We start from the raw sequence: 21,114 nt of genomic DNA, 5'->3' as shown, positions 1-21,114 counted from the left end.
GTTTCGCTCGCTCCAACGCGGCTTCTAATCCCTTTTCAACTAATCGCTGCCTAACTCTCTCTACCGTGCGCGTTGAAATGCCGAAGGCTTCACTGATCTGGCGATCTGTCCACTGACCTCCCAAGGGACTGACATCCGCTTTCAGGAGTATTTCCGCATGAAGCCTCTTGTAAGCCACCGCTTTTCCTCGCCGTACCAAGCCTTCCAAATCATTACGTTCTTCTTTACTTAGCCGGACTATATATTTCTTTGCTGCCAATTTCTCGGTTCCATTAACGGGGAAAGCAACAGATGTGGGGGCAATATCCGACATATCAAGTATGACTAAGTACTAGTACTCGGTCAGCCTTGTTCTGACGAGTAAAATTTGCGGAGTATCCGCATGCGAATAGTGCGAATACCCTCAGGGGGGGCACAAGTACCCATAGGGCATAAATGAATTCGCACCTACAGTTTATCCGCCATAATTAAATTGACTGAGTACTAGCCTGAATATTTCACCACGAAGGACATGAAGGCCACGAAGGCTTTGAAATTCAAATATTTGCCTATGTTTCCGTAGTAATTCATGAAGTCACGGGAAGAAAATGGCAACAACTTGATTTCCTTCGTGTTCTCTGTGTTCTCTGTGTCCTCTGTGGTTATTATGAAATATCCGGGCTAGTTACGCCCGGTTATTAAAATCTCCTGTTTCCGTCGGCACAGATTCAGGTAAACTTGAACTTTAGTTCTTGAGGAGCATTGTATGATGGTTACTCGGCGTAGATTTCTCGGTTATGCTGGAGCTAGTGCGATACTGGCAGGTTGCAGTCCTAATGCCTATCTTACCGCCCACCCGCTTGCCTCCTCAGAGGCGCAAGTTGCATCAACCGACCTGCAAGCCATGCAGGACCTTTCCCGGAACAAGGATCTTCTTCTGGGCTACCCCGTCAACATGAACACGCCGCCGAAGGCATTTTTCGATTGGCGCGGACAATTGTTCAATGCAGGCATTAATCAATTTGCGTTTAACAATGTCGGCGATCCTTATGAGGAAAGTCCCATTCCATTTAACACCCACCCGATGGAAACAGAACTCATAAGCCGTTTTTCTGGAATCTATGGTTTTAACCCGGAGAAGACCTGGGGATTTCTCACCAATAGCGGCACAGACAGCAATATGCATGGATTGTATATGGGCCGCACCATTCTCAAGAACCGCACTGGCTTGGTGCCAAAAATATATTTTACCAAGGAAGCACATTACTCCATTCAAATCCTGAGGGATCTTCTATTACTCGATTGGGTAGAAGTCGGTACTAATCCCGACGGCAGCATGGACGTTGAATCTCTCGCGCAGCAGCTTGATGAGTATCGGAATTATCCGGCCTTGGTCGTGGCAACCATAGGGACCACATTTAAAGGCGCCATAGATCCGATTGATGCCATCCGGGCCAAGCTGAAAGGGCGGGAAGCTTTTCTCCATCTGGACGCGGCGTTGTTCGGCGGCTATCTTCCGCATACAAAATTCGCGGCCGACATGTCTTATATGACAGCTCCCGACACGTCCGGTAAGCGACAGCCGCGCTATGACGCGCTTGCTGTATCGTGTCATAAATTTTTTGGCTTCCCCGCGCCCGCAGGCCTGTTTATGACGGGGTCACACATTTTCAAGGAATTCCATGCTTCTTTCAGCAAAGTGCATGACCCCGAATACATCCGCCATATTCCCGGCACTATCACTTGCTCCCGAGATGGGGTCAAACCAGCCGAGTTCTATTTTTTCAGCTCCGAATCAGCCTTTGCCAAGCAAGCGGAAGATGCTCGCGCAATGCTTCGCAATACGGATTATCTTATGAAAGAGCTGGAATCTCATTTTGCCCAGCTTCAACCAATGCGCGCAAACGATCGGTCTAATACGGTTTATTTTCGAAAACCGAGCGACGATATTGTCAACCGGTACTCACTGGCAACGATGGAACTGGAAATGGCCGGCAAACGTGAAGCTTACGCGCATGTAGTGGTCATGCCCCATGCCAGGAAGGCTGTGCTCGATCGCTTCCTGAATGACTTGAAGCAAGATGCTTGGGCTTGATTTCAATGCCGGCAACTCGCGTGCCTGCATTGTTTGGCCATTGCTCTATATGGCCGGGATTTTCTGGCTTTCCTCTATTTCAGGCCAAGGCACAGCAAACAATGGTTTAAGTCCGCTTGTTTGGATATCACCCAATTTTCAGAACCTTCTGCATCTGCCGCTATACGGCGGACTTGCCTGGTTGTGGCTTTGGAGCTTGCGTGATTGGGTTTCCAATGCTGTTTGCAGAACTCGATCCGCGCTGATCGTAACGATGGGTTATGGCTTGCTGGATGAGTGGCACCAAAGTTTCGTACCGGGACGTTACAGTTCTCTGACTGATGTCAGCTTTAACTTTATCGGTGCGATTATGGGAGTGCTGGCCTATAAAGCGTGGGTTTCCGTTAATAAAGGCCGTGAGCCGGATGAAGAATAAAACACAGAGTCACATAGCCACATCCGATCGTGGGATTTGGCTAAAAATGACTTCCTGAAACTGGAATCTTACATGAGATGTGCTGACCAAAAGTAGGCGCTCTAGGCGGCACATCCTATGTTTAAACAGGGACATTATTGACGACCAAATCCTTAGTAGGATGTGGCAAAATAGGGTGATCTACGAAACAGCGTGCTCCTGACAGATTTTTTCACTATCGCTTTGACTTAGCGGTCCTTTCGTTAAACCACAGCGATAACCTTCCGGAGTGTTCATGAAATATTTACACGTTTTGCACAGGCCAAAGGATTGCGATCGATTGGCTTTTTGCAGTGCCGAAAGCGCTTTGACAAAAACTTCTTCATGGCTACTGAAATCAATCTCTTTCAATATAGACGAAGCTTGATTGAATAATTCCGAAGGCCGGGCCTGCTTCAGGATGGACTCGCCCTCCGGCAGAAGCTCGAGGTGCACCATGCGCCGGTCATTCGCATCAGGCGTCTTTTTTATGAAACCTTTTTTTACCAGCAACAGCAGTGTTTGTGAGACTGTTCCTCGCGTCATGCCCAGATAATTAGTAACAGCCGCGGGCGTGTCGCTATACCGGTTGCAGCGCGATAAATAATCCAATACTTGTAAATGCACAGGCTGGAGCCCCAGTTCCGTACATTTCTTGCGCTCCTCGGAACGAATCAGCGCCGCCATCCGTTCAATCAGTTCAAATACATCAACTTTTTCCATAGAACCCATATAAACATTTGTCACACAGTTGACAACGAAAGATATCTTAACATATTCTTGCCCCGTATCGAATCGATACCATAATAAATTTAAGCGAGAATGTCTCCTGATTTTTTTTGTTATGCAATCAAAAGCCATTATTTATGTGTTGCCAAACCGCATAAATACCGACTTAGGAGTTTCACTCCTCAAGGATGATTATAATATCCTAATTTTAAGCATAGTTATTGTACCGGCGACTGTTCGCCGGTTTTTTTTATAGGACTTGAAGTTATGTCTATTTCACATGTATTCGACACTTATGCAAAAACGGAGAAAGGCAGGATTATGCATTTCGATGTAGTCCTTGATGAGAAAGATCAAGAGAAGGCCTTGAATTATGCCAAACAATGGCTGCAAAGCATAGGTCAAGAAAACGCTACCGTCACGCAAGCGAACTGCTGCTTTTGTCACAGCGCGGAAGCGCCTGCTGATCTAAGAGCGCAAATCGACAAACAGGGCTATGCAATTTATAAACTGGAAGGTTGTCCGAAATAAAAATACAGGGCTCAGCTACGCCTTCTGAGCGTATCCCCCCCTTGATTTTTATTATTTCTTAAGATTATTGACAATATCTATAGGCAGCGGAAAAACAATCGTCGATGATCTATCCCCGGCAATTTCAGTCAGGGTTTGCAGATACCTAAGCTGTATGGCCTGTGGTTGCTGGGCAAGGATATTAGCCGCGGACAAAAGTTTTTCCGATGCCTGCATTTCACCTTCCGCATGAATGATTTTGGCGCGACGGGTACGCTCGGCTTCAGCCTGTTTGGCTATCGCCCGAATCATGCTTTCATCAAGGTCAACATGCTTGATTTCCACATTGGCCACCTTAATGCCCCAGGCATCGGTCTGCTGATCCAGGATAGTTTGTATATCCATATTCAACCGGTCTCGTTGTGCCAGCATTTCGTCCAGTTCGTGCTGCCCCAGGACGGAACGCAATGTCGTCTGGGCCAACTGACTGGTCGCCTCAAGAAAGTTCTCAACCTGAATAATGGCTTTATCGGGCTCGATAACCCTGAAATAGACCACGGCATTAACTTTTACAGAGACATTATCGTGGGAGATAACATCCTGGGACGGCACATCCATGACGATAGTCCGCAAATCCACACGCTCCATCTGCTGAATCAATGGGATTACGATAATCAACCCGGGGCCTTTCACACTATAAAAACGCCCGAGGAAGAAAATGACACCGCGCTCGTATTCTCTCAGAACCCTGAAGGCGCTGATTAAAAAAATCAATACGATACCGCCGACGATATACCAGAAATATGCAAACATTATTTGTACTCCTCTTTAATCGGACTAACCAATAAAGTCAGGCCATCCAGACCCGTCACCTTGACTTTCTGTTCCTTGCCTATCGCGCTGGCGCTACGGGCCTGCCAGATTTCACCATGAATACGAATCATGCCGGCGCCGGTAAAGTCTTCGAGAGCCATGCCTGTCTCACCTATTAACCCTTCCCTGCCGCTGACGACCGGCACCTGCCTGGACTTAAACAATAACCCCAAAGTAAGAATAAAAAAGGCGGCGCTGCTCAGGGCAACAGCCCCGATAATAGCCGGATTAATACCGAACCCCGGTTGGTCGGTATCGATAAGAATCACCGAACCCACGATAAAAGCCAGTAAACCGCCAAAGCCTAGAATGCCGAAACTGGGCTCGAAGGCTTCCGCAACCATTAACGAGATTCCCAACAGAATCAACGCCACGCCGGCATAATTAATCGGTAATAACTGAAAGGCAAATAATGCGAGCAATAAACAGATGCCGCCGATTGTGCCCGGCACGATGGCACCGGGATTGGAAAATTCCAGAATCAACCCGTAAATGCCGATCAGCATTAGCAGGTAGGCGATATTAGGGTTGGTAATAACAGATAACAGTTCACTGCGCCAATCAGGATCTATCCGTTTTATCACAGCCCCATCGGTCAATAATGTGACGTCCTGGCCCAACACATTGATTTTACGGCCATTCAGTTGCTTTAATAAATCAACCTGATCGGTTGCGATTATTTCAATGACCTGCTTGGCCAGCGCTTCTTCGGCGGGAATACTCACGGCCGCGCGCACCGCCTGCTCGGCCCAGTCCGCATTCCTTCCGCGCATCTGAGCCAATCCGCGGATATAAGCCACGGCATCATTGACAATTTTGTGCGTCATGGAACTTGCTGCGCCTGGCGTTTCATCCTTGGCATCTTTGTCATCCTTATCATCAAAACCGCCTGGACCCAGCATTTGCACCGGCGTGGCCGCCCCCAGGTTGGTGCCAGGCGCCATGGCGGCAACGTGGCTGGCATAGAGAATGTAGGTACCGGCACTGGCGGCCCGAGCGCCGCCGGGAGCAACATAAGTGACAACAGGGACCCGCGAAGCGATGATTTTTTTGATGATGTCGCGCATGGAAGTATCCAGTCCGCCGGGCGTATCCATGCGAAAAAGCACACAAACAGCGCCCTCTTCGGCGGCTTTATCGAGATTTCTACTGATATAGTCAGTGATGGCAGGGCCTATCGCCCCGTTAATCTCAAGCTGGATAACGGTTGCGGCTTTGTCTGGCTGGATGTCGTCGTCTGTTTCGGCTTGCAGCATGGGAGCCAGAATCATCAGGAAAACAAAGATAGCCTGTCTCATCATCGTCATAATCATTGTTTTCCTCTACCATCTGATACCTAAAAGCAAAGTGGATTCGGTATTTTTGCTAGTCCTCAACACTATAGCATTGAACAAAAAAAGCCGCATTAGTTCGAATAAACCGGCGCCTATCAACATGGGCTTGATTTTTAGTTTTAATCGGGGTAAATGTTTAGCCATGCACTGCCTCTATCCCACAGGATTTTATGAGTAAAAACCAGTTACGCGTGGTGACTTACAACATCCATAAAGGCTTCAATATCGGCAACCGTCGATTCGTTCTGCACCAGATACGCGAAGCACTGATTGGCACAGGCGCCGATCTGTTGTTTCTACAGGAAACACAGGGCGAACACAGCTTACATGAAAAAAAGATACTGGACTGGCCTGACCTTTCCCAGTCGGAATTTTTGGCCGATGGCGGCTGGCCGCATTTTGCCTACGGTAAAAACGCCATATATAGCGCGGGTCATCATGGCAATGCCATTCTCAGCAAATATGATCTGGAGTTCTGGGAAAATGTGAATGTTTCACCTTATCCCTGGGCCAGTCGCAGTCTTTTGCATGGCGTTATCAACGTTCCCGCTGTCAATAAAACCGTCCATATCGTCTGTATTCATTTCGGCCTTATGGGAACTGAGCGCCGGCGTCAGGTCGAAACATTATGTAACCGCATAGACAGCCATATACCGCATGATGCGCCGTTGATCGTAGCCGGCGATTTTAATGACTGGATGGGGTTGATCGAGCGCCATTTTCATGACCATTTGAAATTAAAAGAGGTATTTCGGACTTTACATGGGCGTCATGCACGAACTTTTCCTGCCTGGATGCCTTTTTTACCGATGGATAGAATTTATTATCGAGGCCTTGAACCGGTTGTCTGCAACCGGCTGGGCCAGTTGCCCTGGCGTTTGCTGTCGGATCATGCCCCGCTGTCTGCAACTTTTCAGTTATGACTATGAACCTGAAGCCGAACCCGGAATTATTAACCCTGCCCAATTTGTTGACCTGTTTCCGGTTTGTGATCGCACCGGTGCTGTTATGGCTGGCCTGGCACGGCTACGAAAACCCGTTTCTGGTTTTACTGGCGGTCGCTTTTCTTTCCGATGCACTGGACGGCATCGCCGCACGCCTGACCGGGCAAGTGACTCAATTTGGCGCCATGCTCGACAGCTGGGCCGATGTCATCATCTATTTAATTATCGCCATCAGTGCCTGGTGGCTGTGGCCCAATGTGGTTAAGCGTGAATTGATTTATGTCATTCTGATAATCAGCAGCTATCTGCTGCCTGCCATCGTAGGCATAATCAAATTCGGCTCCTTTACCAGCTACCATACATGGATGGTCAAATTCGCGGCGGCGACGATGGCGCTGACATTGTATATCTTGTTTCTGGGTGGTCCGGCCTGGCCATTCCGAATCGCATCCATCATTTGTGTGCTTGCCGCCGCCGAAGAAATTGCCATTACGCTGCTGCTCTCCGAGAAGCGCTCAAACATTTCGTCCCTCTGGAATGTTTTAAAAAACTTAACCCGGAAATCTTCACAACCCAATCGGCACAATCAATGAGCTCATCCCAGGAATGCATCTACTCACCATGCATCCGCAAATGCTGCCTGGATAATGATGATATCTGTCTTGGTTGTTTTCGTGCTCTCAATGAAATTATCATCTGGACCCAACTAGACGAGAAAACCCGCCTGCAGTTGCTTGAAAAGGCAAAAATTCGTCAACAGCAGCGCAAGAACAGCAATTGTTTTTAAGAGTGCGCAACCAAACAAGCGTTATCTTGTCATTATTATTGGTTAATTATAAAAAAGGGGATTACCTATGAATGTCCTGGCCAGTAAAAAATGTGAAGCCTGCGAAATTGGTGCGCCTTTATTGACTCATGAAGAAATTGACGAACTTATGCCGCAATTGAAGAACTGGATAATAATTGAAACGGACGGCGTCCGGCATCTGTCCCGGACATTCAGGTTTAACAACTTTAAAGAAGCCTTGTCTTTTACCAATAAGGTCGGCACTCTGGCTGAACTGGAAGGCCATCATCCTTCTATTACAACGGAGCGGGGACAAGTAACGGTCTGCTGGTGGTCTCGAAAGATAAAAGGCCTGCACCTTAATGATTTTATAATGGCCTCTAAAACTGATACCCTTACTCAACCCGCGCATGAAGACAATGCAATTAAAAATAAGTACCGGCAGGGTTTGGGCCTGGGACTTAATTTCTGGTAAACCATGCCCCATGCCGGACAGATAGCCATTATCGATAATCGGAATTTTTGAAGTAAACAAGAGCGCCATCATGAAACAATTACATCGAAAAGACCTGTTTGGCTGGTCGGTTTTTGATCCAGAACGCAATCTGGACTTTCACAGTGTGCTTTGGATACGCGATGACGGCAATGTTCTGATCGACCCTTTGCCCTTATCCGAACATGATCACAGCCATCTACAAAGACTGGGCGGTGCCGGTTTCATCGTCATTACCAATAGCGACCATTGCCGCGATGCCGAACATATTGCCAGCATTACAGGCGCTGTGCTTTGCGGCCCCGCTGCCGAGGAAGATACATTCCCTCTGTCCTGCAGTCGCTGGCTTTATGATAACGAAGAGATCGTTCCCGGTTTGGTTGCTTATGAGCTTGAGGGCTCTAAAACACCGGGAGAGCTTGCCTTGGTTCTGGAACATACTACACTGATAACAGGCGATTTGATTCGCTGTCATGTCGGCGGTGAATTATGCCTGTTGCCGGAAAGCAAGCTGACGGACGTGGACAAGGCTATTCATTCGGTCAAACGCCTGGCTGATTTGCCAGGCATTAAAGCCGTGTTAACCGGCGATGGCTGGCCGCTGTTCAACCATGGCGCCGAAGCGTTGCATCGCCTGGCCAGATCCCTTTAACATCAATCGTCTACCTGGCATAATTTTATAGCTTGACCGGGCTTGTCTTGGCTGTACCAAAACAAGAGTTCCTGCAGAACCCAACCCCACACGTTATGCATTAGCCCCTGACAACGGAATTCAGTGATCTAGTAATGGTTAGAATTATTGGCCTAAAGTTATACAGTCTTTTGTTTTTTATCCTCTTAAGCTGTTTTATTATTATCTATAGCCATGTCAATCTTGCAACTACAGGCAACACGGCGACCCAATCCCAAATACTTATACCCCCCCAGTCATTTCGCCAGGTCTCCTACTATAATGACATCAAGCCCATCCTGGATTCGCGTTGCGTCGCTTGTCATTCCTGTTATGACTCGCCTTGCCAGCTTAAGCTTAGTTCGTTTGAAGGGGTAGACAGAGGCGCGAGCAAAAAAACGGTATATGATCATGAAAGATTAATCGCCCAGGAACCGTCCAGGCTATACATTGACGAAACCACGACCGCAGGCTGGCGGGAAAAAGGTTTTTTTCCCGTTCTGAACGAACAAGCCCCATCGCCCGAGACCAACCTGAACAACTCGCTGATTGCTAAATTATTACAGTTAAAGCGTGACAATCCCTTGCCATCCAGCGGCAAATTGCCAAAGTCCATTGAACTTGATCTGGAGCGATCATTACAATGCCCCAGTCCCGATGAATTTCAAAAATACCGGCAAGATCATCCGCTTTGGGGGATGCCCTATGGCCTGCCTCCGCTTACCCGGGATCAGGAAAATACGCTTTTAAGCTGGTTACAGGCTGGAACTAAACCTGATGTTCAGCATGTCTTATCTTCCGCGGCCGAAGCTGAGATTGAAAAATGGGAACTATTTTTTAATGCCCCGTCATTAAAGTCGCAATTGGTCGCCCGCTATATTTATGAACATTTGTATATCGGTGACATGCATTTTAAGGGTCATCCGGCTAACGAATTTTATAAGCTGGTCCGTTCCAAAACGCCGCCGGGACAAGCCATAGAAGAACTGAAAAGCATTCGTCCATTCGATGATCCCGGCATCGACCGGTTTTATTATCGGTTGCGCCCCATTACCTCCACTATTGTCGACAAAAACCATTTTGTTTATGAATTGAGCGACAATAGGATGCGACGCTTACAGGAGCTATTTTTCAAACCCGACTTCACAATAACGAAACTGCCAGGGTATGACCCTCAGTCAGCCGCCAATCCGTTTAATACCTTCAGCGAACTGCCGGCTATTTCGCGCTATCAATTCCTGCTCGACGATGCCCAGTATTTTTTCTCCGGTTTCATCAAAGGCCCGGTTTGCCGGGGGCAGGCCGCGGTTAATGTTATCCGTGATCAGTTCTGGATAGCCTTCATCAAACCTCAAAACGACTTTATGCAGGAAAGCACTGAATTCCTGGCCGAAAACAATCACTACCTGCGCATGCCCGCTTCCGAAGGCGAAAAGATCGGCTTAATCTCATGGCTCGACGTTAATAAGCTGCAGCAGCAATATGTCGATAAGAAAGAAACCTTTATTCATAAGGCCTTGCTAAGGCATCATGATGTCGATTTCAATCTGATATGGGATGGCGACGGTCATAATGATAATGCCCTGCTAACGGTCTTTCGGCATTTTGACAACGCGACTGTTGTGAAGGGACTGGTGGGCAAAACACCGCTGACAGCCTGGGTCGTCGACTACCCCCTGTTTGAGCGCATTCATTATCTGCTCGTGGCCGGTTTCAACGTCTACGGCACGGCAGGACACCAGGTAACCACGCGCTTGTATATGGATTCATTACGCATGGAGGCTGAAAATAATTTCCTCCGGTTTATGCCAGTGCAGTACCGAAAAGCGATGCGTGATTCCTGGTATCAAGGCATCGATGCCAAACTGTTCAGCTTCTTCGAAAAGCCCTTGTATGGCATCAGCAAAGAAACGGCTATCAGTTATGAGACCAATGATTACAAAAAGGAGTTTTTTGAAAAAATCCAGCAACGCCTGGGCCCTGCGGCCGGAGAGCCCGACTTGATTAATCGCTGCATGCAAGAGCCCTGCATCGGAAAGAACAGCACTGACGATCAGCGACAAACAGATGCCATGATACGCCAATTAGCCAATTTAAAAGGTCATGAAATTCAAGCCCTGCCTGAAGTATCATTTTTGCGCGTAACAACAGACAACCCTGACAAGGACCTCGTCTACACGCTGATCCGCAACCAAAAACTTTTGAACGTCTCGTTTATATTTGCTGAAAACCTGAGGCGAGAGCCTGAGAAAGATACGTTGACCGTTGTACCCGGGTTTCTCGGCAGTTATCCGAATATATTTTTGAGCGTGCAAAAACAGCAGTTGCCGGCTTTCATCGAGCAACTGAAACATACCCGAACCGAGTCAGAAAAAGACTTGCTTTACGGGCGTTATGGTATCCGCCGCAATAATCCGCGGATTTGGCAATACTATGATTGGTTTAATCAGAAGTACCTGAATGAACAGCCTGAAACCGCCGGACTTTTCGATATGAACCGGTATGAAAATTTGTAACAGTAAATAAACCGGCAAGCTGACCTGTCTTATTCCTGTCGGCTTAGCCGCCTGGATTAGTTGAACTTTCTAATGTATCAGCCTGTCCTTGATAAAAATCGCTCAGTACCTGAAGGTAGAAAACAATGGACATAATTGATTCGCGCAGAGGCTCACGGCGCACCTTGGCAAACCGACGCATAACTGACAGACGTACCTGTCCTTATCAATTCGGCTCACCGGAATGGGTGGAAAATATACAGAAGAATTATCTGGCATGGCCAAAGTCTGATCGCCGTATGAAGGAAAGGCGCACCGAAGACCGGCGCGTACTGGATCGCAGGCAACAGCCACTTCCCGATCGTAGCCGCTACGAAAAAGAGCACCCGTGGCTCTTGCTTGCTCCCGAAGAAAGAGAGTTGATTAAATCTTTATACTTAAACGATATGGAATAGCCGACTTTTGCCGGAAGGTCTTGCTGAAAGACTATAAGCAGGTTCCGTTATAGCGGCCGTTTATTCACCGAAAGACTATCTTTGAGTCTCTAATGAAGAGGAACTCCGTAAAGAACTACACGTGAGTAACTATTTCTTGTATATGTAACCATTACCATGAGTTTGTAGCATTCTTTTCATGGCACGAGTTGAACCATAGACCTCCCGTTCAGCTTAAATTAATTGCGCCCATGGAGATAATGAGCAAATACATGGTCTATATTGGTGTTGTATTTATAAAACAGGACAAACCATTGTGGGGGTTGTGATGAGTATATTTGAGCGCTATACATCAAAATTTGAAGAATTGAAGGAGGAAGAATTAACGCTTCCGGAATACCTGGATCTGTGCAAAAAAGATCCTCTAACCTATGCGAGTCCCGCAGAGCGAATGCTGGCCGCTATCGGCGAACCGGAACTGCTGGACACGCATAACGACTCCCGACTCAGTCGGATTTTTTCCAATAAAGTCATAAAAATTTACCCCGCTTTCCGCGAATTTTATGGCATGGAAGAAGTGATTGAGCAAATAGTCTCTTTCTTCAGGCACGCGGCACAGGGCCTGGAAGAGAAAAAACAAATCCTTTATCTGCTCGGCCCGGTCGGCGGCGGCAAATCATCCCTGGCTGAAAGGCTTAAGTCGCTGATGGAGCAAACGCCTTTTTACGCTATTAAAGGCTCCCCTGTGTTCGAATCGCCGTTAGGGCTATTTAATGTCGAGGAGGACGGCGACATTCTTGAAAAAGATTATGGTATTCCCAGACGCTACCTCAACACAATCATGTCGCCTTGGGCTACTAAACGCCTGCATGAATTCAATGGCGATATACGCCAGTTCAGAGTCGTTCGCATACGCCCATCCATCCTGAGACAAATTGCCGTTGCCAAAACCGAGCCGGGCGATGAAAACAACCAGGATATTTCATCATTGGTAGGGAAAGTCGATATCCGTAAACTGGAAAAATATTCTCAGGATGATCCCGACGCCTACAGCTATTCCGGCGGTTTGTGCCGGGCCAACCAGGGCTTGCTTGAATTCGTCGAGATGTTCAAGGCTCCTATCAAGGTTCTGCATCCCCTGTTGACGGCAACACAGGAAGGCAACTACAAAGGTACTGAAGGGTTCCCGGCAATTCCGTTCCAGGGCATTATTCTTGCGCACTCGAATGAATCGGAGTGGCTGGCGTTCAGGAACAATAAAAACAACGAGGCGTTTCTCGACCGCATTTATATCGTCAAAGTGCCCTACTGCCTGCGCGTTTCGGAAGAAATAAAGATTTACAACAAACTGCTCGAAAACAGCTCTCTGCATGATGCCCCATGCGCACCCGGCACGCTGCAAATGATGGCGCAGTTTGCCGTGTTGTCCCGACTGAAAGAACCTGAAAACTCCAACATCTTCTCCAAAATGCGGGTTTACAATGGCGAGAACCTCAAAGATACCGATCCCCATGCCAAGTCCTATCAGGAATACCGCGATTATGCCGGTGTCGATGAAGGCATGACGGGGCTGTCCACGCGTTTTGCGTTCAAGATTCTATCCAAGGTTTTCAACTTCGATAATACCGAAGTCGCGGCCAACCCGGTTCATCTGTTGTATGTCATCGAACAGCAAATCGAGCGTGAACAGTTCCCTGCGGATGTTGAAGAAAGGTATCTGTCTTATCTTAAAGGCTACCTGACACAGAAATATATAGAGTTTATCGGCAAGGAAATCCAAACGGCTTATCTGCAATCCTATTCGGAATACGGTCAGAATATTTTCGACCGCTATGTCACTTATGCCGATTACTGGATACAGGATACCAATTACCGGGACCCCGATACCGGCGAAATGTTCGATCGGAGCGCCTTGAATGAAGAGTTGGAAAAAATCGAAAAACCTGCGGGCATCAGTAATCCAAAAGATTTTCGCAACGAAATTGTGAACTTTGTCTTGCGAGCGCGTGCCAAACACGGAGGTAAAAACCCGGCTTGGACCAGTTATGAAAAACTGCGCACGGTAATCGAAAAGAAAATGTTTTCAACCACTGAAGATCTGTTACCGGTTATTTCCTTTAATGCCAAGGCATCGCCTGAAGATCAGAAAAAACATGAAGAGTTTATTGATCGCATGATTGAAAAAGGTTATACAGAAAAACAGGTACGCTTACTCAGCGAATGGTATTTAAGAGTACGTAAATCGTCTTAAACCATGAGGAGAAATTTGTGACTCAAATTGTAGATAGACGCCTGAACGGAAAGAATAAGAGTGCCGTTAACCGGCAGAAATTTATTCGCCGTTTTCGCAACCAGATTAAAAAAGCCGTTGCCGACGCTGTAACCGAGCGTAGCGTGACCGATCTGGATAAAGGTGAAAAGGTTTCTATCCCCGCAAGAGACACCTCTGAACCTTTCTTCCATCATGGTCAGGGTGGCTATCGGGAAAGCATTCATCCAGGCAATAAAGAATTTCGGCAGGGCGATAAAATCGCGCGCCCCGAGGATGGCGCCGGACAAGGTCAAGGCAGTCAAGCCTCCAACACCGGCGAAGGACTGGATGAATTCGTTTTTGAGCTGACCCGTGAAGAATTTCTGCAATTCTTTTTTGAAGATCTTGAATTGCCTAATCTGGTCAAGACCAAACTGGCGACTATACACGAAACCAAAAAGGTGCGAGCCGGACATACCAGCGAAGGGATTCCCACCAATATCAATATTCTTCGTTCATTACGGGGGGCCTTGGGTCGGCGCATCGCCCTACGCGCCCCTCATATCAACAGTATTGCCGAAGCCGAAACGGAACTGGAGGATTTGCTCAAGCGCCATAGTGAGACCGATGCCGTGGTTATTGCACTACGCGAGGAAATCAATCGGCTCAAAAGAAAAGTCGACCAGATTCCTTTTATCGATACCTTTGACTTGCGTTATGACAACCGTATAGACAGGCCCAAACCCACGACTCAAGCAGTCATGTTCTGCGTTATGGATGTCTCGGGCTCCATGGGGCCTGAAGAAAAAGACATGGCAAAACGGTTCTTCATGTTGTTATATCTGTTTCTGACCCGAACGTACGAAAAAATCCAGGTTGTCTTCATTTCCCACCATACCGAAGCCAGCGAAGTCGATGAAGAAACCTTCTTTTATTCCAGGGAAACCGGTGGTACGGTCGTATCCAGCGCGCTCAATTTGATGGGCAAGATTATTCAGGAACGTTTTCCAACCTCCGAATGGAATATTTATGCCGCGCAGGCTTCCGATGGCGATAACTGGGATAACGACTCAAAAGACTGCACGCAAATACTATCCGAGCAGATCATGCCTTATATGCAATATTACGCTTATATTGAAATTACCGAAGACAGACATCAGAACCTCTGGCATGAATATCTGACGCTGAAAAGCAAATGGAGCAATTTCGCCATGCAGCGTATCGCAGGAGTCGCTGATATTTATCCCGTATTCCGCAAACTTTTTGAGAAGCAAAGCGCATGAGCATGAATAGAAAGCCCCTCTCGGAAACATCGGAATGGACATTTGAGCTGATAGAAAAGTATCACGCGCAAATAGCCCGTATCGCCAATAATTTTGGATTGGATACCTACCCGGTTCAACTGGAAATTATTACAGCCGAACAAATGATGGACGCCTATGCTTCAGTTGGCATGCCCATTGGTTACAGTCATTGGTCCTTCGGCAAGGAATTCGCTAAAAACGAAAAGCGTTATAAAAGAGGCCAGATGGGATTGGCATACGAAATCGTGATCAATTCCAATCCATGCATCGCCTATTTAATGGAAGAAAACAGCATGACCATGCAGGCGCTGGTTATCGCGCATGCCGCCTACGGCCATAATTCCTTTTTCAAAAAGAACTATTTATTCACGACCTGGACCAGCGCGGATTCCATTATCGACTATCTACTGTTTGCCAAAAACTATATTGCGGACTGCGAGGAACGTTACGGAGAAGAACGGGTTGAGGCCATACTCGATTCTTGTCATGCCTTAAAAAACTTTGGCGTGGATCGATACAAACGCCCATCAAAATTATCGCTGCAGGAAGAGCAAGCCCGGCAACGGGATCGTGAAGCCTATCTGCAATCCCAAGTTAATGAATTATGGCGTACTATCCCCACCAAGGAAGTGTTGCGTGATGAAATTGAAGAAGAAGCCCGGTTTCCCGAAGAACCCCAGGAGAATATCCTTTACTTCATCGAGAAAAATGCACCTTTCCTGGAACCTTGGCAACGCGAAATTATCCGTATCGTCCGCAAAATTTCCCAGTATTTTTATCCTCAGCGACAGACTCAGGTAATGAACGAAGGCTGGGCCACGTTTTGGCATTACACGATCCTGAATCAGCTTTATGATGAAGGGCTGGTGACGGATGGCTTTATGATTGAATTCCTGCAATCGCATACCAATGTAATTTATCAGCCACCTTTCGACAGCAAATACTACTCAGGCATCAACCCCTACGCGCTGGGTTTTGCCATGATGAGCGATATCCGCAGGATCTGTGAAAATCCGACGCCAGAAGATAAACACTGGTTCCCGGAAATAGCCGGTAGCGACTGGAATAAGACGTTACATTTTGCCATGCAAAATTTTAAGGATGAAAGTTTTATCAGCCAGTATTTGTCGCCTAAAGTCATTCGCGACCTCAAACTGTTTTCTATCCTGGATGATTCCAGGGAAAGAGAGATTGCAGTGACCTCCATCCATGATGAAGACGGTTATCAATATATCCGCCAGGCATTATCTGAACAATACAATCTGGGCAGCAATGAACCCAATATCCAGGTTTATCATATCGATCGCAAAGGCGACCGCTCATTGACTTTACGTCATACCCAGTATCACCGAATGCCATTAGCTAAAAATGCTGATGAGGTGCTGAAACATGTCGCAAGACTCTGGGGATTCGATGTCCGTCTTGAAACACTTGAAGAGGATGGGTCTGTGTTTACTGCATTTGAATGCAATCTGTAACTTAAATCTCGAGTACTGAACAGGCTCGTTCAAGAGCCTGCGACAACCTGCAGCCTTCTTCTAGTACTCAGTCAATTTAATTATGGCGGATAAACTGTAGGTGCGAATTCATTTATGCCCTATGGGTACTTGTGCCCTTCAGGGTATTCGCACTATTCGCATGCTATGGATACTCCGCAAATTTTACTCGTCAGAACAAGGCTGACTGAGTATTAGGACAACAGATGCCCTGGCATTTATCGCTTCATACAGCGCACTGTTGTTACAGTGCGCTGGCAAAATATGGTCAATAAATGGCCAACTCTGGTTGCGACAGCCGATTGCAAAGCTTTAAGCGCATCAGGCTTTCGCAAAGGACTCTATCCAACATACAAAACCGCGCTCAACCATCTAATCATAAAAACGCCCTCCGTGGTTTATCAGCTAATACTGACTGAATAAGAAAATTTACGTTTTCGGCTTTGGCCTATAATAGATAAACCCGCTAATCCCAAAGCAAACAAAATAAAGCTATTTGGCAGAGGAACCGCTGTCGGGACTTTTAAAGGTGCGCCGCCGAAAGACAGAATGGTTTTCGCGGCAGCATTGAAATTATGCTTCCAGATATTTCCGGCATTATCAACCGGATCAAAACCGATAAATAACTCAGGCAATAAAAGAGAATCAAGTCCAGTCTTGCTGAGATAGTCACGTAACCAATTTGAGTTATTTCCATCGGCTTCAAGAATATTAAGTATCGGAGCAAACATGTTAAATCCTTGGCTTTCGAATAATCGATCATCGAAAACCAGATTCGGCAGACTAGCCCTATACAGGACATTCCCATTTTTATCGACAAGCCTTAGCTCTTTACCGGCAAAATACTCGCGCCCGTCATAACTGGTTATGAGTTGTAACGGATCAATCTCCAGCATGCCGCCATTTAGTGGATCATTTTCGTAATGTTGATTGAACTCATTGGTAAGCGTATTAATGGATAAATCATCAAACGATAATATCTTGCGGTCCGCATCCCAATGAACCTGGCCGCTTTTACTATCTGGTGCAAAATGCCCTATCTTGTCTTCGACCTGATAGGCAGCTGCTGGAGGTGCTTCATATGATATCTCGGTATGGGTATTATCGATACCCAGCACCACTAAACCATTGTGGGTCAGTAAAGGAATATCCACATTCAGGGCCTGCGCATCTTCTTTTAACATGAGTTGATTCTGAAAATGCATTATATTGTCGTCAAACCAGTTTCTCAGAGAGTCGGCTACATTAAAATCACCTAAAAATTCCGTTGTGTGTTTCCCGTTTTCCACAAAAGTAAAAAATCCGTAGCTGGACGTTGTACGCAAACCCGATGCCGACAGCTGTGTGATATTGATCGTATCGCTAATATAAGCAAAAGCAGAAACAGGCTCTGTCTTTAAATTAAATTTCGTGAAGTCCCAGTTAAGGTTTAGAAAAGAGGATGTTGTGTTTGTGAGATTGACTACCGAACCATGGCCAATGGCTGCCCCTTTTGAAAAAAGAGGCTCGGCCGAAAATGCTCCAGACGCAGTGTGAAAGGTATTATGAAATGTTGCTGTCGTTTCCCCGTCATTAGGAATCTGTACCATGGCTGACGCTATGGCGCTGTGCATTGTCGGGGATGTCTGCTGGCCTGTGCTGGTGCTAACCGCCCTCGTATACGTTTCGCTGCTGGCATTGGCAAGGCTATACAAAGGCACACTGTCGGGAATTGAGACTGTTATTACCAAATCACTCGATGTTTCTGCGAACGGTATTGATGTTGCTTGAGCATTTAAAGATAAAGATGAAGCGACTATAAATAAGCCCGTTAACTGAAATATGATGATCCTATGAGTATTCATTAAATTACTCCCTCTGAAGATTGAATAACTGATACTGCGCTGTTCTTATTTCTTGAAACTAACAAGCCTGATAAGCTGCTTTAAAAAATTCTCCTATAAAACAAAATGATTGAATATTTATATTCAAGCGCCTTTTCACGGCCTGCTGGCCAACTGCATACCGCATATATCGCTTAAATTCAGATTACCTGAAAAGCATCTTCGTTTCGGTAATCAACCTATTCAGGCGGTTGCCTTTGTATTACGGCCATGAAATTCTTTTTTTTCTTAATAAATTCAAAGTCCTTATTAACTGTAAATCAGCAATCTATCAGAGGATGAGTAGAACTTGATATTATTAAAGACGAAATCAGTTATTTATCTCTTGCATCAATAAATTTGCTGCCAGACAGGAAGTCTCTGCCCTTTGCTTGCTGAAATCATCGTATTTAAGACGACGAAACTAATACGCAAGGATCGGTAGAACGCTAAATTGTTTATGGATTAATGTTCCGAGCCTTCGCTGGATCGAAACAAAGAATATAGGACTGCCAGCAATGGTGATGATTGTATTGGTGAGACTTTATGCGCTAAATGCTCCCAAATTTAATTCAGTGAAGCGATAAGCTTAATTATTCATGATGTGTTACTGCTCTGTTAAATCGGCAAGCAGCCATGTCATAAATTGATTTGCCAATCACTTATGCGGTCTTTATCTCTGTTTTGATAAAATACATCAAGCAGACCGTCACCCTTTCACTATCACTTTTTGAGGAAATCATAATGTGAGCATACTGCTGAGGTCAAGCTTTTTAGGGCGCTGAGTCAAGGCGCTAATTTATAACTTTTCCATGCAGCAATATTAAGATGTTTGAAATGCTGGCGCGGCCATATCATAGCTATTAAACCTGGCTGGCTTTCGATGATTCAAGGGGTGGGGTTTGACATTCAACAATCGTGATTTTCTATACTCACCTGTCTTGGACATGCGTTAGACGCACTGATTGCATACTGCAGCAACCTGATGAATTTGTTGATAGTCTATTATCTCTAAGGCAGCACTTAAAATCAGCGGTAATCAATCAAGCACTGCAGACGTAAGCGCACACTACGAGGAGGAGTTTCAGCCCACCTTTGTGCAGCCGCTAAAACGCCTCCGGTTGTTTTGTGCGTAAAAAGAGATAGGAGAAGCTAAAGTTCCGATTTAAAAGGAATATCAAACCTGAATGGAATGGTTACGTTTAAAAAATAATCAGGTGATGACTCCGTCAGACCGATACCGCCGAGAACGGAGAAAAATAATCTGTGCCCGATGGTCGATGAAGCACCAAAAGTAAAGGCGCTCGAAACACCGTCACTGCCTGGCAATTCAATATCATTAATCTTGGTTTCTTGAATAAATGCCTGCTGTAAACCGATATTCAAAGAGGTCTGCGGACTGGCTGCCAATATTGCGGAGACCGAGAAATTAACCTGATCACCCGGTTCTATACCATTTCTCTCCAAGCTTGTTTGATAAGCGACTCTACCGGTAAAAGCCAGCGGATCCTGACGTTTTAGGAATGTTAATGAACCAATGAAATCGTCAAATCCGATTCCCGTTGAAACATTATTGTCAGTAATATTGCCACTCGCGGAATCCCATGTAAACCGGGCTATTACATCCGGAAGCCAATCACTCTCATGCATTAAGGTTTTAGCAATGCCGACACTCACATCACCAAAAGTTGAAGCACTGGATTTCATATCATTAGGGAATGCTCCGGGTATCGAGGTGACCACGGATTGTTCGATAAACCGGCCGGGAATACGCATTTCAGCCTGAGATTCAAAAGGCAGGCCAATCAGTAATGTTGCACCTGCATCGATTTCGTCTCGGCGGACGCGTTGGTTGAGTACTAGCCCTCCTGCAGTGGCCAAAATAGGCGTATCAGCTTCTCTCCGTGTGTAGGTTGCATAGGGTTGAATTTCTGCCAGACCAAAGGGTAACAGTAAAGCACCAGTTTGGACTAATGTACGTTCCAATGCGCGTTGGGCTGCATCTTCATCTATTTCAAAACTACCTGGAGCTGAACTGGCTGATTGCTTGTTAGCCGATTTATTTTGAGCCTGCGGCTGATTCGCAGGTGGCAGTGATGCGGTTCTTTCAGGAGCACTTGTCGGAGCAACGCTACCTTTGGCGCTAGAATAGCGCCCGGCATCAGGGGCTGTAACAAGTTGCTCCAAATGCTGAACCCGACGCTGAAGATCAGCAATGACTTGATCCCGTTCAGCAATTTTTTGTATCAGTTTGTTTTGTAAATTTGTTTCCGAAGTTTTATCTATTGCGTCCTGTGCGGCATAGCTCCAACTCGATACCAGCATCCCCGTGCTAATCAATAAGATAAATTTTGATGAAATTTTCCAAGGTGGGACAGAATATTTCAGTGAGTTTATCCGATTATTATTATTTTTGGTCATAAAA

At 46.3% G+C, this 21,114-nt stretch carries 19 protein-coding genes; 13 read left to right on the top strand and 6 right to left on the bottom strand.

Features of this window, described 5'->3' with window-relative positions:
* Positions 1-313, bottom strand: a 313-nt coding sequence (locus EK22_RS18720; RefSeq protein WP_161786468.1) for a helix-turn-helix domain-containing protein, incomplete at its 3' end; no start/stop codon positions are given.
* A gap of 432 nt (positions 314-745) precedes the next feature.
* On the opposite strand from EK22_RS18720, the gene EK22_RS18715 reads away from it, so the two are divergent.
* Together EK22_RS18715 and EK22_RS18710 are read left to right on the top strand one after the other, a co-directional pair.
* Positions 746-2,074, top strand: coding sequence for a pyridoxal-dependent decarboxylase (locus EK22_RS18715; RefSeq protein ID WP_027146936.1), 1,329 nt, complete (start codon positions 746-748; stop codon positions 2,072-2,074).
* Positions 2,061-2,489, top strand: coding sequence for a VanZ family protein (locus EK22_RS18710; RefSeq protein WP_020157216.1), 429 nt, complete (start codon positions 2,061-2,063; stop codon positions 2,487-2,489). Before EK22_RS18715 ends, EK22_RS18710 begins: the two co-directional genes overlap by 14 nt.
* Positions 2,490-2,669: 180 nt before the next feature.
* On the opposite strand, the gene EK22_RS18705 is transcribed toward EK22_RS18710, so the two are convergent.
* Positions 2,670-3,230, bottom strand: coding sequence for a MarR family winged helix-turn-helix transcriptional regulator (locus EK22_RS18705; RefSeq protein ID WP_020157217.1), 561 nt, complete (start codon positions 3,228-3,230; stop codon positions 2,670-2,672).
* A gap of 273 nt (positions 3,231-3,503) precedes the next feature.
* On the opposite strand from EK22_RS18705, the gene EK22_RS18700 reads away from it, so the two are divergent.
* Positions 3,504-3,767 carry a DUF2024 family protein gene (locus EK22_RS18700; RefSeq protein WP_020157218.1) on the top strand — a complete coding sequence of 88 codons (264 nt, stop codon included), beginning with the start codon at positions 3,504-3,506 and terminating at the stop codon, positions 3,765-3,767.
* Between the two features lie 51 nt (positions 3,768-3,818).
* Here EK22_RS18700 and EK22_RS18695 read toward each other — a convergent pair whose 3' ends face one another.
* Both EK22_RS18695 and EK22_RS18690 read right to left on the bottom strand, forming a co-directional pair.
* Positions 3,819-4,559, bottom strand: coding sequence for a slipin family protein (locus EK22_RS18695; protein WP_020157219.1), 741 nt, complete (start codon positions 4,557-4,559; stop codon positions 3,819-3,821).
* On the bottom strand, positions 4,559-5,926 hold the full coding sequence (locus tag EK22_RS18690) for an NfeD family protein (protein WP_027146937.1): 1,368 nt from the start codon (positions 5,924-5,926) through the stop codon (positions 4,559-4,561). Before EK22_RS18690 ends, EK22_RS18695 begins: the two co-directional genes overlap by 1 nt.
* A 197-nt stretch (positions 5,927-6,123) precedes the next feature.
* Between EK22_RS18690 and EK22_RS18685 the strand changes: the two genes are divergently transcribed.
* The 10 genes from EK22_RS18685 to EK22_RS18650 all read left to right on the top strand — a co-directional run bounded on the left by EK22_RS18685 (position 6,124) and on the right by EK22_RS18650 (position 16,809).
* Entirely contained in the window at positions 6,124-6,876 is a 753-nt protein-coding gene (locus tag EK22_RS18685) for an endonuclease/exonuclease/phosphatase family protein (RefSeq protein ID WP_020157222.1), read from the top strand.
* Entirely contained in the window at positions 6,873-7,490 is a 618-nt protein-coding gene (locus EK22_RS18680) for a CDP-alcohol phosphatidyltransferase family protein (RefSeq protein ID WP_020157223.1), read from the top strand. Before EK22_RS18685 ends, EK22_RS18680 begins: the two co-directional genes overlap by 4 nt.
* Positions 7,487-7,684: a DUF1289 domain-containing protein gene (locus EK22_RS23835; protein ID WP_036295246.1), complete on the top strand. Its 198-nt coding sequence runs from the start codon at positions 7,487-7,489 to the stop codon at positions 7,682-7,684. The genes EK22_RS18680 and EK22_RS23835 overlap by 4 nt, the downstream gene beginning before the upstream one ends.
* A 67-nt stretch (positions 7,685-7,751) precedes the next feature.
* Positions 7,752-8,159, top strand: a complete 408-nt coding sequence (locus EK22_RS18675) for a 4a-hydroxytetrahydrobiopterin dehydratase (protein ID WP_020157224.1) — start codon at positions 7,752-7,754, stop codon at positions 8,157-8,159.
* A 70-nt stretch (positions 8,160-8,229) separates the two neighbouring features.
* A complete protein-coding gene (locus EK22_RS18670) occupies positions 8,230-8,829 on the top strand; it encodes an MBL fold metallo-hydrolase (protein ID WP_020157225.1) in 600 nt (199 codons plus the stop codon).
* A gap of 134 nt (positions 8,830-8,963) precedes the next feature.
* Positions 8,964-11,363, top strand: coding sequence for a fatty acid cis/trans isomerase (locus EK22_RS18665; protein ID WP_036253453.1), 2,400 nt, complete (start codon positions 8,964-8,966; stop codon positions 11,361-11,363).
* A 125-nt stretch (positions 11,364-11,488) separates the two neighbouring features.
* A complete protein-coding gene (locus EK22_RS23830) occupies positions 11,489-11,797 on the top strand; it encodes a hypothetical protein (protein ID WP_081917967.1) in 309 nt (102 codons plus the stop codon).
* A 307-nt stretch (positions 11,798-12,104) separates the two neighbouring features.
* Entirely contained in the window at positions 12,105-14,027 is a 1,923-nt protein-coding gene (locus EK22_RS18660) for a PrkA family serine protein kinase (protein ID WP_020157227.1), read from the top strand.
* Positions 14,028-14,044: 17 nt separating this feature from the next.
* A complete protein-coding gene (locus EK22_RS18655) occupies positions 14,045-15,310 on the top strand; it encodes a YeaH/YhbH family protein (protein ID WP_020157228.1) in 1,266 nt (421 codons plus the stop codon).
* A 2-nt stretch (positions 15,311-15,312) separates the two neighbouring features.
* A complete protein-coding gene (locus tag EK22_RS18650; RefSeq protein WP_081917969.1) occupies positions 15,313-16,809 on the top strand; it encodes a SpoVR family protein in 1,497 nt (498 codons plus the stop codon).
* A gap of 419 nt (positions 16,810-17,228) precedes the next feature.
* Here EK22_RS18650 and EK22_RS18645 read toward each other — a convergent pair whose 3' ends face one another.
* Entirely contained in the window at positions 17,229-18,671 is a 1,443-nt protein-coding gene (locus tag EK22_RS18645) for a hypothetical protein (RefSeq protein ID WP_152565146.1), read from the bottom strand.
* A 1,170-nt stretch (positions 18,672-19,841) separates the two neighbouring features.
* A complete protein-coding gene (locus tag EK22_RS18640) occupies positions 19,842-21,110 on the bottom strand; it encodes a hypothetical protein (protein ID WP_020157232.1) in 1,269 nt (422 codons plus the stop codon).
* Between the last annotated feature and the right edge of the window lie 4 nt (positions 21,111-21,114).

This window comes from Methylobacter sp. BBA5.1, assembly GCF_000746145.1.
Lineage (GTDB): Bacteria > Pseudomonadota > Gammaproteobacteria > Methylococcales > Methylomonadaceae > Methylobacter > Methylobacter marinus.
Note: the sequence above shows the minus strand (reverse complement) of the source record. Positions and strands in the feature narration are given on the sequence as shown.